General features: G+C 72.1%; 12 protein-coding genes. 7 read left to right on the top strand and 5 right to left on the bottom strand.

Annotation, left to right across the window (positions count from 1 at the left end; genetic code table 11):
• Positions 1-38 precede the first annotated feature (38 nt).
• On the top strand, positions 39-707 hold the full coding sequence (locus tag AB0M08_RS04630) for a hypothetical protein (RefSeq protein WP_364488354.1): 669 nt from the start codon (positions 39-41) through the stop codon (positions 705-707).
• A gap of 55 nt (positions 708-762) precedes the next feature.
• On the opposite strand, the gene AB0M08_RS04625 is transcribed toward AB0M08_RS04630, so the two are convergent.
• The 5 genes from AB0M08_RS04625 to AB0M08_RS04605 form a co-directional block, all read right to left on the bottom strand.
• A complete protein-coding gene (locus tag AB0M08_RS04625; RefSeq protein ID WP_364488351.1) occupies positions 763-1257 on the bottom strand; it encodes a DUF1990 domain-containing protein in 495 nt (164 codons plus the stop codon).
• Positions 1258-1347: 90 nt separating this feature from the next.
• A complete protein-coding gene (locus tag AB0M08_RS04620) occupies positions 1348-1623 on the bottom strand; it encodes a YggT family protein (protein ID WP_364488348.1) in 276 nt (91 codons plus the stop codon).
• A 126-nt stretch (positions 1624-1749) separates the two neighbouring features.
• Complete coding sequence (locus tag AB0M08_RS04615) at positions 1750-2574, bottom strand: aldo/keto reductase (RefSeq protein ID WP_364488345.1); 825 nt, start codon at positions 2572-2574, stop codon at positions 1750-1752.
• A gap of 561 nt (positions 2575-3135) precedes the next feature.
• Positions 3136-4596, bottom strand: coding sequence for an aldehyde dehydrogenase family protein (locus AB0M08_RS04610; protein ID WP_364488343.1), 1461 nt, complete (start codon positions 4594-4596; stop codon positions 3136-3138).
• Positions 4597-4659: 63 nt separating this feature from the next.
• A complete protein-coding gene (locus AB0M08_RS04605; RefSeq protein WP_364488340.1) occupies positions 4660-5430 on the bottom strand; it encodes an IclR family transcriptional regulator in 771 nt (256 codons plus the stop codon).
• Between the two features lie 112 nt (positions 5431-5542).
• Here AB0M08_RS04605 and AB0M08_RS04600 point away from each other — a divergent pair, with 112 nt between their 5' ends.
• Genes AB0M08_RS04600 through AB0M08_RS04575 form a run of 6 tightly spaced genes read left to right on the top strand, consistent with a single transcriptional unit; the run spans position 5543 to position 11440 of the window.
• Positions 5543-6817 carry an ABC transporter substrate-binding protein gene (locus AB0M08_RS04600; protein ID WP_364488337.1) on the top strand — a complete coding sequence of 425 codons (1275 nt, stop codon included), beginning with the start codon at positions 5543-5545 and terminating at the stop codon, positions 6815-6817.
• Entirely contained in the window at positions 6814-7521 is a 708-nt protein-coding gene (locus tag AB0M08_RS04595) for an ATP-binding cassette domain-containing protein (protein ID WP_364488334.1), read from the top strand. Before AB0M08_RS04600 ends, AB0M08_RS04595 begins: the two co-directional genes overlap by 4 nt.
• Entirely contained in the window at positions 7518-8228 is a 711-nt protein-coding gene (locus AB0M08_RS04590) for an ABC transporter ATP-binding protein (RefSeq protein ID WP_364488331.1), read from the top strand. The genes AB0M08_RS04595 and AB0M08_RS04590 overlap by 4 nt, the downstream gene beginning before the upstream one ends.
• Positions 8225-9067: a branched-chain amino acid ABC transporter permease gene (locus tag AB0M08_RS04585; protein ID WP_364488328.1), complete on the top strand. Its 843-nt coding sequence runs from the start codon at positions 8225-8227 to the stop codon at positions 9065-9067. The genes AB0M08_RS04590 and AB0M08_RS04585 overlap by 4 nt, the downstream gene beginning before the upstream one ends.
• The gene (locus AB0M08_RS04580; protein WP_364488325.1) at positions 9064-9999 is read left to right on the top strand and encodes a branched-chain amino acid ABC transporter permease; all 936 of its coding nucleotides are present in this window, start codon (positions 9064-9066) and stop codon (positions 9997-9999) included. The genes AB0M08_RS04585 and AB0M08_RS04580 overlap by 4 nt, the downstream gene beginning before the upstream one ends.
• Positions 9992-11440, top strand: coding sequence for an aldehyde dehydrogenase family protein (locus AB0M08_RS04575; protein ID WP_364488322.1), 1449 nt, complete (start codon positions 9992-9994; stop codon positions 11438-11440). The genes AB0M08_RS04580 and AB0M08_RS04575 overlap by 8 nt, the downstream gene beginning before the upstream one ends.
• Positions 11441-11516: the final 76 nt, after the last annotated feature.

Below are 11516 nucleotides of genomic sequence, written 5' to 3'. Positions count from 1 at the left end.
GCCCCCGCTTCGCGTGAACGCCCCCGATGGAGGACTCCATGTCGCCGTTGCCCCGCGGCTCCCGTCGTACCCTGCAGTTGACCACGGCCCTCGTCGCGCTGTGCGGGCTGGCCGGATGCTCCGCGCTCACCGCGAGCACCACCAGCACCTCGGTGACCCCGCAGACCTCCGCGACCCCGGGCCCGACCAGCACGTTCGTGCAGACCGCGCCGCCCTCGACCACCTCGGCGCCGACCCTCGCGAACACCGGCACGAACATGTCCGTGGTCGTCGCCTCGCTGATCAAGTACGGACAGTGGCTCCTCACCAACCCCGATCCGTCCAAGGTCACCAACATGGCCGAGCCGGGCTGCGCCGCCGCGAACCAGCTGATCGCCCAGACCCGGTCCCTGATCGACCAGGACGCCTACGTCACCACGACCACGCCGACGGTGACCAACTGGCAGTACGCCTCCCCGGCGCCGTCCAGCTCCGCGACCTCGGTGGTCTCCCCGACCACGGTGACGCTCCGGATGAGCAAGGTCGCCGAGCCGGTCACCCCGCGCAGCGCCACCAGCTCCACCACGGTGACGTCCTACCTGCCGGCGCTCCCCTCGACCACGGTCCAGATCGTGCTCAACAAGGGCACCGACGGCAAGTGGCGCATCTGCCAGGTCTCTACCCCCTTCGACGACACCTACGGCGACACGATCGCCGCCCTGATCTGAGCGCCGCCCTGATCTGAGCGCCGCCCGATCTGAGCGGCACTGACGCGGCCGGCGCTCAGCCGCGTGCCGCAGCCCGCAGCGCGTGGACGTAACGGTCGGTGACGAGCTCCTGGACCCGGCGGGTGAGCGCCCCGCCGGTCCGGGCCAGCAGCGTCGCCGGCCGGCTGAACGCCCGGATCCGGAACCGCACCGCACCCGCCGCGCCGGTCTCGACGAGGAACGCCTCCTCGCCGCACTCCGGATGCCCGTCCAGCGTCCCGTACGCGAACCCGCGCCGCTCCGGCTCGTCGATCGTGTAGACCACCCGGCAGGGCACGCGCAGAACGACCGCCCGCAGCGTCACATCGAGCCCGGCAGCCGCCCGTGGCGTGCCCGCGGGCACACACAGCCCGGCACCCCGGTGCATCCCCCACGTGACGAGCGCTTCCGCCGCACGCGTGAAGACGTCCGCCCCGGCACCGAGCAGCACGTCCCGCTCCACGTGCCGATACCCGTGGGGCGGCACCGCCTCCAGGGTGCCGCCGACTTCGGGATAGGTCAGCTCGCTCACGACACCGGCGCTCGTCTCTCCGTCTGTTCAGCCAATCGGAAAGGGGCCGCCCGCCGAAGCGGGCGACCCCGAACCCCTGAGAAGAGTGGCTCAGCCGATGAAGCTGCGGATCAGGCTGATGGCGAAGAAGACGATGATGAAGGCCAGGTCGAAGGAGATGCCGCCGACCCGGAGGGGCGGGATGACGCGGCGGATCGGGGCCAGGATCGGCTCGGTCGCCGCGTGGATGCCGCCGGTGATGCGGGAGCGGGTCGAACCGGGCATCGCCGGGCCGGCCAGGACCGCGCTCCAGTCCATCACGACGCGGGCGACCAACAGGAACTGCACCGCGAGCAGGACAAAGCTGATGATGCCGAGCAGACCCATCGGATACCTCCAACGACCGGGGGTGGTGTGACTCCTACTGTGACGGCTCAGTTTGTGAGGTTGCTGAGCGGCGACTGTGGGATTGCCTGCACTCCGTCGATCACAGGTTACCGAGTGTGACGCCTGTCAGTTGAAGTGGTCAGGGTGCGGGCCGGTGCGGCCGTCGGCCTCCAGCGCGTCGATCGCGGCGAGCTCGTCCGCGGTCAGCTCGAAGTCGAAGACCGCGAGGTTCTCCCGGATGCGGGCCGGGGTGACCGACTTCGGGATGGCGACGCGTCCCTGCTGTACGTGCCAGCGGAGCACCACCTGTGCCGGGGTGCGGTCGTGCGTGTCGGCGATCGCGGTCACCGCCGGGTCGCGCAGCACCGACGCCTGGGCGAGCGGGCTCCACGCCTCGGTGATCACGCCGAGTTCGGTGCCGGCGGCCTGCGCGTCGCGCTGCTGAAGGAGCGGGTGTACCTCGATCTGGTTGACCGCGGGGACGGTGATGCCCAGGTCGGCGACGGCGCGCAGGTGCTCGGGCAGGAAGTTGGAGACGCCGATCGCGCGGACCCGGCCCTCGCGGAGGATGGCGTCGAGGGCCCGCCACGTCTCCAGGTAGAGGCCGTGCTTCGGGGTCGGCCAGTGGATCAGGTAGAGGTCCAGCCGGTCCAGGCCGAGCCGGCCCAGGCTGGCGTCGAAGGCGCGCAGGGTCGAGTCGTAGCCCTGGTCGCTGTTCCAGAGCTTGGTGGTGATGAAGAGCTCGTCGCGCGACAGGCCGGACGCCTTGATCGCCGCGCCCACACCGGCCTCGTTGCGGTAGGCGGCCGCGGTGTCGATGCTCCGGTAGCCGGCCTCGAGCGCGGTGGTCACGGCCGTGGCGGTCTCGTCCTCCGGCACCTGCCAGACGCCGAACCCGATCTGCGGCATGCTCACGCCGTTGTTCAGCGTGACGCTGGGCGTAGTGGCCATGCGATGGTCCCCCTTGAAGTCGGTGCGTTGCACCTACCCTTACCCTGCGGCGGGAGCAGGGGCACGCTGACTCTGCAGGTAGAGGCGTCGGCCACACCTTCGCGGTGGGCCGGCCGGGTGGTGGGCGGGCCGGAGGTTCGCAGGTGGCGGGGGGTGCCACGGCGCCGGCGCGGCCGGGGGAGGGTCGATAGGGGAGCATGCGCGGCGCGGGCCGGGTGCCTCCGCTCACGCTTCTTTCGCTTTCCGGGGTACGCCGTGAGCCCGGCCCGGGATCGGGTGGCGGACCCACCGGTGGGCGGGGCGGCCGTCCGTGCCCGCGAGCACGGGACCGTGCTCTGCCCCGTGCGTACCCGAGGGATCGGCCCGGACCGGAGTGACCCGGACCCGGGCGTGGCGATGGTCGGCCACCGACCCGGCCGGCACGTGTGCTGCCGGATGGTCGTGGCCGGACGGGGGAGGCCGCGACACTCATGGCAGTCATTATTGATGACGGTGCATGGAAGGCAAGGGGCTTAGAAGGTTGGTAACGTGCCCGAAACCACCTTCTCAACACTTGTCACCTCAGAAGGGGTATGCGGGCGGACGGTCCCGGACGGTCACCCAGCGGGTTTCGGTGAACGCCTCGATGTTCGCGGCGGCGCCGCCGAAGCGCGCACCGGTGCCGGATGCGGCCAGGCCGCCGAACGGGCTGTTCGCCTCGTCGCTGACCGTCTGGTCGTTGATGTGCACGATGCCGGTGGGTATCTGGTCGGCCAGGGCCAGGCCCTTCATCACGTCCCGGGTGACCACCCCGAGGGAGAGGCCGTACTCGCTGGCGGTGGCGAGCCGGATCGCCTCGGCGGCGTCCCGGAACCGGATCACGGGGGCGACCGGGCCGAAGATCTCCTCGGTGAAGGCGGGGCTGGTGTCCACGACGTCGGCCAGGACCGTGGCGGCGTAGAAGAGCCCCTCGTACGTGCCGCCGGCGGCGACCCGCGCGCCGGCCGCCGCCGAGCCGGTCACCACGTCGTGGATCTTGTCGCGCTGGTCCTCGTCGATGATCGGGCCGAGCACCACCGGGCCGCGGGCCGGGTCGCCCACCGGCAGCGCGGTCGCCTTCGCCGCGAGCCGGTCCACGAAGTCGTCGTAGAGGCTGTCGTGCACCAGGTGACGGCCGGTGGTCATGCAGATCTGGCCCTGGTGGAAGTACGAGCCGAACGAGGCCGCGCCGACCGCCCGGTCCACGTCCGCATCGTCCAGCACGATCATCGCCGAGTTGCCGCCCAGCTCCAGGTGGGCGCGCTTGAGGTTCTCCCCGGCGAGCGCGCCGACCCGGCGGCCGGAGCGGGTCGAGCCGGTGAACGAGATGACCCGGACCAGCGGGTGGGTCACCAGTGCCTCGCCCACCGAGGGGCCACCGGGCAGCACGCTGAGCAGGCCGTCCGGCAGCCCGGCCTCCTCGAAGACCCGGGCCAGCGTGACGCCGCCGGTCACCGCCGTACGCGGATCGGGTTTGAGGATCACGGCGTTGCCGAGCGCCAGGGCCGGCGCGACCGAGCGGATGGCCAGGATGATCGGCACGTTGAACGGGGCGATCACGCCGACCACGCCGGCCGGCACCCGCCGCGACATGGAGAGCCGGGGCTCCTCGCTCGGGAGCAGTTCGCCGTACGGCATGCTGGGCAGCGCCGCCGCCTCGTAGCACTCCTGCTCGGCCACGTGCAGCGCGAACCCGGCCATCGGCTGGACCGCGCCCACCTCGCGGACGTTCCACCAGCTGATCTCCTCGGCGTGGTCCGCCCAGAGCCGGGCCGCCCGGCGCAGTACCGCCGCCCGGCGTGGGTGCGGGGTGGTGGCCCACGACCGTTGCGCCTCGGCGGCGCGCTCGGCCGCCTCGCCGACGTCCTCCGGGGACGCCTGACCGATCCGGCCCAGTACCGCCCCGGTCGCCTTCTCCACGACGCCGTACGCGGCGGCGCGCCCCGGCCGCCACGCCCCACCACTGAAGATGTTGCCTGTCCAGGTCTTCTCGTCGAGAAACATGACCGACGGTAAGCCGGTGCCGGGGGCGGATCAACGGAGTGTTCGGCCTAGCCGAACGGGAGTTCACCGATGGCCCAGCCGGGTGGAGATCTCGGCGACCGCGTGCCGCAGCGGGCGTTCCAGCCGGGCCACCACGCTCTCCGCGGTGGTCGACCAGACGGTCAGGTGCACCGCGATGTTGACCGCCGCGACCACCTGCCCGGTCCGGTCCCGGACCGGCGCGGCGACCGAGCGCAGCCCGGCCGCGAGCTCCTCGTCGTTGACCGCCACGCCGCACTGCCGGATCCGGGCCAGCGCCGCGGTCAGCTGCTCCCGGTTGGTGATCGTCTTCGGTCCGCGCCGGGCGAAGTCGGTCCGGTCCAGGACGCCGCGCAGCACGGCCGGCTCCTGGTGGGCGAGGAGGACCTTCCCCATCGAGGTGCAGTACGCCGGCAGCCGTGACCCGATGTGCAGGTTGAGCGCCATCGGCCCGCTGCGGCGCCGGTCCACGTAGACGATGTCGGTCCCGTCCAGCACGGCCATGCTCACGGTGTACCCGGTGTCGTCGGAGAGCGCCCGCAGGTACGGCCCGGCCACCCGGGTGATCTCCAGCGCGTTGATCGCCGCGAACCCGAGGTCGACCACCCGGGGCCCGAGCGAGTACTTCCTCGTCTCCGGGTCCTGCTGCAGGTAGCCGAGCCGGGCCAGGGTCGCGACGTACCGGTAGGTGGTGCTCTTGTTCAGCGCGACGGCCCGGGACAGGTCGGCTATCCCGAGCACGGGCCGGTTCTCGCCGAACGACGAGAGGATCATCAGCCCGCGCTCCAGAGACCGGGAGAACGCATCGGCGGCCATGAGTGGACCGTAACACCGTGTTCGACTGGCTGAAACGCTGTGTTGACCTGCCGCACGGCCGGACATACCTTCCTCAGCAACCTGATGATGGGCCAGATAAAGGTGGCACAGCATGGTGGATGCCAACCTCTCCCGGCGCGGACTTCTTCTCGGAACCGCCGGCCTTCTCCTCGGTGCCTGCAAGGGCGCCGATTCCTCTGACGAGAACACCCTCACGATCGGCTTCGTCAGCCCGCGGACCGGCGCCGCCGCCGGGTTCGGCGAGCCGGACGGGTACGTGCTGGAGCTCGCCCGCAAGGCCCTCGCGGGTGGGCTCACCATCGGCGGCACGAGGTACGCGGTCCGGATCGTCGACAAGGACAGCCAGTCCAACCCGCAGCGCTCCTCGCAGGTGGCGAACGACCTGATCAACGGCGAGAACGTCGATCTGATGCTGACCACCTCGACGCCGGAGACGGTCAACCCGGTCTCCGACGCGTGCGAGGCGGCCGGGGTGCCCTGCGTCTCCACGGTGGTGCCGTGGGAGGCGTGGTACTTCGGGCGCGGGGCGACGGACGCCGGGTTCACGTACACGTACCACTTCTGCTTCGGGGTGGAGCAGTTCCACCTGGCGTACACGCACCTCTGGCCACAGGTCGCGACGAACCGGAAGGTCGCGGTGATGTGGCCGAACGACAGCGACGGCAACGCGATCCGGGAGGCGCTCGGGCCGCTGCTGACGACGTCGGGGTACACGATCGTCGACCCCGGGGCGTACACCGACGGGAGCAACGACTACTCGGCGCAGATCGCGAGGTTCAAGGCGGAGAAGTGCGAGATCTTCTCGACGTTCCCGATCCCGTCGGACTTCGCGACGTTCTGGCGGCAGGCGGCGCAGCAGGGCTTCCGGCCGAAGATCGCGCAGGCGGCGAAGACCGGGCTCTTCCCGTCGCAGATCGAGGCGCTCGGCGACATCGGGGTGGGTATCGCCAGCGCCGCGTACTGGACGCCGGCCTACCCGTACTCGTCGTCGCTGACCGGGGTGAGCTCGCAGGACCTCGGCGACGGGTACCAGACGTCGGCGGGCAAGCAGTGGTCGCAGCAGCTCGGGCCGAGTCTCGCGCTCTTCGACGTGGCGGCCGCGGCGCTCTCCACCACCGAGTCGCCCAAGGACCGCAGGGCGCTGGCGGAGAGCATCGGGCGGCTCGACGTGCAGACGCCGGTCGGCCGGTTGACGTGGGGGAGCGGGCCGAACGAGAACGTCGTGGCCACCCCGATCATCGGCGGACAGTGGGTGCCGTCGAAGGCGGGGAGCGCCTACCCGCTGGACTTCGTGCTCTGCGAGAACGCGGCTGATCCGAACGTGCCCGTGGCGGGGCGGCTCACGGCGTACGGGAAGATCTCGTGATCCTTCAGGGGAGCGGCCTGGAGCTCTCCTACGGCCTGGCGGGGGTGGATCTCGCCGTCGCCGACGGCGAGGCGGTGGGGGTCGTCGGGCCGAACGGGGCCGGCAAGACGACCCTGCTCAACGTGCTCGCCGGATCGGCGACCCCGGATGCCGGACGGGTGCTGCTGGACGGCGAGGACGTGACGCGGCTCGATCCGCAGCGCCGCTGCCGCCGCGGTATCGGGCGCGCCCACCAGATCCCGCGGCCCTTCACCGGGATGACCGTGCTGGAGAACGTGCTGGTCGGGGCGGCCTACGGCGCCGGTCTGCGGCGTCGCGCGGCCCATGATCACAGTGTCGGCGTGCTGCGCCGCTGCGGGCTGCTCGCGCTGGCCGACCGCCGCGCCGGAACGCTCGGGCTGCTGCACCGCAAGCGCCTCGAACTGGCCCGCGCGGTGGCGACCCGGCCCCGCGTGCTGCTGCTCGACGAGATCGGCGCCGGGCTGACCGACGCCGAGGCCGCCGAGCTGGTGACCACCATCCGTGAGCTGCGCGAGGACGGCATCGCGATCGTCTGGATCGAGCACATCGTCCACGTGCTGCTGCAGGTCGTCGGCCGGCTGGTCTGCATGGACGCCGGCCGGGTGATCGCGAACGGTCAGCCGGACCTGGTCCTCAGCGACGCGGTAGTGATCGACGCCTATCTCGGGAAGGCTTGCGCATGAGTCTCCTCTCGGTCAGCGGCGTGTCCGCACGGCACGGGTTGCTGACCGCGGTCCGGGAGGTCACCTGCGAGGTCGAGGAGGGCGAGACGGTCGCGCTGGTCGGTGCCAACGGCGCGGGCAAATCCACCCTCCTGCGTACGCTGGCCGGGGCGCACCCCGCGTCGGCGGGCCGGATCGCGTTCGGCGGCCACGACGTCACGCACCGCCCCGCACACCGCCGGACCGCGCTGGGCATGGTCCTGGTACCGGAGGGCCGGCGGCTCTTCCCCGGCCTGACCGTGGCGGAGAACCTGGCGGTCGCCGCCCGGCGCGCCCGGCCGGGACCGTGGGACACCGCCCGGGTGTACACGGCGTTCCCCGCGCTGGAGCCGCTCCGGTCGCGCGACGCCGTCTCGCTGTCGGGTGGCGAGCAGCAGATGACCGCGATCGCCCGTGGCCTGCTCAGCAATCCGCGGCTGTTGATGATCGACGAGGTGTCGCTGGGCCTCTCCCCGGCGGCGGTCGACACGGTCTACCGCGCGATGGACGAGATCTCGGACCGGCCCACGCTGCTCCTCGTCGAACAGGATCTCGCCCGGGCCCTCGCCGTCGCGGATCGCGTGATCTGCCTGCTGGAGGGGCAGATCGTGCTCTCCGCGCCGAGCCGGGAGGTCACCCGGGAACAGGTGACCTCCGCCTATTTCGGACTCCGGAGGGCACCGGCGTGAACGCGGTCCTGCAGGGGATCCTCCTGGGCGGGCTGTACGCGCTCCTCGCCTGCGGTCTGTCGCTGATGTTCGGGGTCATGCGGATCATCAACCTGGCGCACGGCGACATCGCGGTGATCGGCGCGTTCCTGGTCTGGTGGGTGTCGGCCCGGTTCGGGGTGCCGCCCTTCCTGGCCCTCGCGTTCGCGCTGCCGGTGATGCTCGCGTTCGGGTACCTGCTCCAGATGACCGTGCTGACCCGCAGCCTGCGGGCGGGGGAGCTGACGCCGCTGCTGACCACGTTCGGGCTCGCGGTGGTGATCCAGAACGCACTGCTGCTGATCTTCTCGCCGGACGTGCGGTCGCTCGGCGCGCAGACCGGCAGGCTGGCCACCGGGGGCTGGCGGGTGGGGGATTCGCTGGTGGTGCCGTACCTGGGGGTGGTGATCCTCGGGGTGGCGGTGGCGGTGCTCGGGGGGTTGCACCTGGTCCTCTCCCGGACCGGGTTCGGCCGGGAGATGCGGGCGGTGGCGGTGGATCCGGACACCGCGGCGCTGGTCGGGGTGCCGTCCCGGGTGGTCTACGCGCGGGCGACGGCGCTGGCGGTGGGTACCGCGACGATCGCCGGGGTCTTCCTCGCCGTGCAGTCCACGGTGGAGCCCGCGAGCGGGCCGACCCAGCTGATCTACGCGTTCGAGGCGGTGGTGATCGGGGGTCTCGGGTCGCTCTGGGGGACTCTCGCCGGCGGGCTGGTGCTGGGGGTGGCGCAGACGGTGGGGGCGCAGATCGACCCGCAACTCTCCATCCTGTCCGGGCATGTCGTCTTCATCGCGGTGCTGGGGTGGAGGTCGCGGGCGTGACAGTCGTGCGATGCGGTCTGCTCCTCGTCCTGGTCACCCTGGGATCCGTCCCGGTCTTCTTCGTCGCCGTCGTGGTCCAGCAGCTGACCGGACTCTTCTGCCTCCTCATGCTCGCGGTGATGTGGAACGCCCTGGCCGGCTACGGTGGGCTGGTCTCCGTCGGGCAACAGGCCTTCATCGGTTTCGGGGCGTACGCCACGATCTTCCTGACCCGCGCCGAGGTGCCGCCCTACCTCGCGGTGGTCCTGGCCGCCCTCGCCTCCGCGATGCTCGCCGCCCTGCTCGCCCCCCTCGTGCTCCGGCTGCGCGGCGGCCGGTTCGCGGTCGGCACCTGGGTGCTCGCCGAGGCGCTCGCCCTGCTCGTCGTCCTCGACCAGAGCCTCGGCGGCGGCACCGGGGTCTCCCTGCGCGGCCTCAACGTGTACCCGCCGGACACCCGGCGCGCGTACACCTACTGGCTGGCGCTGGCGTTCCTGGTCGTGCTGCTCGGCGCGGTCGTCCTGCTGCTCCGGCACCGGGCCGGGGCGGCGCTGCAGGCGATCCGGGACGACGAGGAGGCGGCCGGGTCGCTCGGGGTGCGCGCCTTCCCGCTGAGGTTCGGGCTCTACGTGCTGGCCGGGTTCGGGTGCGGGGCGGCGGGGGCGCTGATCCTGGCGAACACGCTGTTCGTGGAGCCGCGGTCGATCTTCGGGGTGCAGTGGACGGCGTACATGATCTTCATGGTCCTGGTGGGCGGGATCGGGACGTTCGAGGGGCCGGTGCTCGGCGCGCTGCTCTTCTTCGGCGTGCAGTACCTCTTCGCGGACTACGACGCCTGGTACCTGATCGGGCTGGGGCTGACGGCCGGGGCGTTCGCGCTCTTCCTGCCCCGGGGGCTGTGGAGTCTCGTCCAGGACCGCCGGATCGGATACCACCCGCGGGCCCATGCTTGACGTACGCCACTGGATCGCCGGTACGCGGCCGCCCGCCGCGCGCCTCTTCGACAAGCGTGACCCGTGGACCGGCGAGGTCTTCGCGCGGGTGGCGGCCGGTGACGCCGAGGACGCCCGGAACGCCGTCGCCGCCGCCGGCACGGCCTTCCCGGTCTGGTCGGAGTCCTCCCCGCAGACCCGGCAGGAGATCTTCCTGCGGGCCGCGACGCTGGTGGACGGCCGGCGGGACGAGATCCGGGCGCTGCTCGCCGCCGAGACCGGGTGCGGCGTCCACTTCGCCGGGGTCCAGCTCGACTTCTGCGTCAACCTCCTCCGCCAGGCCGCCGGTCTCGCGTACGCCCCCATGGGCCACCTGCTCCCGTCGGATCTGCCCGGCACGCGGGCGATGGCCGTGCGCCGCCCGGTCGGCGTGGTCGCCGCGATCGCCCCGTGGAACGCCTCGCTGGTCCTGGCCGGCCGTGCCGTGGCCGGCCCGATCGCGGTCGGCAACACCGTGGTGCTCAAGCCCTCCGAGGAGGCCCCGCTGACCGGCGGCACCCTCTGGGCCGAGCTGCTCGCCGACGCCGGGCTGCCCGCCGGTGTCCTCAACGTGGTCACCCACGCCCCCGGGGAGGCCGGTGCGATCGCCGAGACCCTGATCGCCGACCCACGGGTACGCCGGATCAGCTTCACCGGCTCCACGGTCACCGGCCGCCGCCTCGCCGAACTGGCCGGACGGCACCTGAAGCGCCCGGTCCTCCAGCTCGGCGGGCACAATCCGCTGCTGGTGCTGGCCGACGCCGATCCGGACCACGCGGTCGCGGCCGCGGTCTACGGCGCCTTCGTCCACCAGGGGCAGACCTGCATGTGCGCCCGCCGGATCCTGGTCGACCGGTCGCTGGCCGCCGCGTTCACCGACCGGTTCGTGAGCCGGGCGCGCTCGCTGCCGGTCGGCGATCCGTCCGACCCTGCCACGGTGATCGGGCCGGTGATCAACGAGTGGGCGCTCTCGCTGCTGGAACGGCGGGTCCGGGAGGCGGTCGGGCTCGGCGCCGAGCTGCTCACCGGCGGGGTCGCGGAGGGACGCTGCTTCCCGCCGACCGTGCTCCGCGGGGTGCCGCCCGAGGCCGAGCTCGCCTTCGACGAGACGTTCGGGCCGGTCGTGCTGATCGAGGAGGCGGACGGTGCCGAGGACGCTCTGCGGCGGGCCAACGCGTCCCGCTTCGGGCTGACCGCCGGGATCATCACCGGGGACCCGTACCGGGGCGTCGAGCTCGCCCGCCGCCTGCAGGCCGGCATCGTGCACGTCAACGATCAGCCGGTCAACGACGAGCCGCAGATGCCGTTCGGCGGTGTCAAGGAGAGCGGCGCCGGTCGTTTCGGCATCGCGTTCGCCGCCGAGGAGTTCACCGAGGTGCAGTGGGTGACCGCTCGCCAGAACCCTCGTCTCTTCCCCTTCTGACTGATTATGATCGCTCTTCCGGGCGGGTGCGGGGTGATCATGCGGTGCGTCGGCGTGGTGGTGATCGCTACTCCAC

It is taken from the genome of Actinoplanes sp. NPDC051851, assembly GCF_040681165.1.
In the GTDB taxonomy this organism is placed as follows: domain Bacteria; phylum Actinomycetota; class Actinomycetes; order Mycobacteriales; family Micromonosporaceae; genus Actinoplanes.
The sequence above is the reverse complement of the archived record's forward strand: the minus strand, read 5'-3'. Positions and strand labels throughout refer to the sequence as shown.

Excerpts from the sequence above, each read along its gene's own strand:
- AB0M08_RS04630 (WP_364488354.1), top strand. The coding sequence starts at position 39 with ATGTCGCCGTTGCCCCGCGGCTCCCGTCGTACCCTGCAGTTGACCACG.
- AB0M08_RS04620 (WP_364488348.1), bottom strand. The coding sequence starts at position 1,623 with ATGGGTCTGCTCGGCATCATCAGCTTTGTCCTGCTCGCGGTGCAGTTC.
- AB0M08_RS04615 (WP_364488345.1), bottom strand. The coding sequence starts at position 2,574 with ATGGCCACTACGCCCAGCGTCACGCTGAACAACGGCGTGAGCATGCCG.
- AB0M08_RS04610 (WP_364488343.1), bottom strand. The coding sequence starts at position 4,596 with ATGTTTCTCGACGAGAAGACCTGGACAGGCAACATCTTCAGTGGTGGG.
- AB0M08_RS04605 (WP_364488340.1), bottom strand. The coding sequence starts at position 5,430 with ATGGCCGCCGATGCGTTCTCCCGGTCTCTGGAGCGCGGGCTGATGATC.
- AB0M08_RS04600 (WP_364488337.1), top strand. The coding sequence starts at position 5,543 with ATGGTGGATGCCAACCTCTCCCGGCGCGGACTTCTTCTCGGAACCGCC.
- AB0M08_RS04590 (WP_364488331.1), top strand. The coding sequence starts at position 7,518 with ATGAGTCTCCTCTCGGTCAGCGGCGTGTCCGCACGGCACGGGTTGCTG.
- AB0M08_RS04575 (WP_364488322.1), top strand. The coding sequence starts at position 9,992 with ATGCTTGACGTACGCCACTGGATCGCCGGTACGCGGCCGCCCGCCGCG.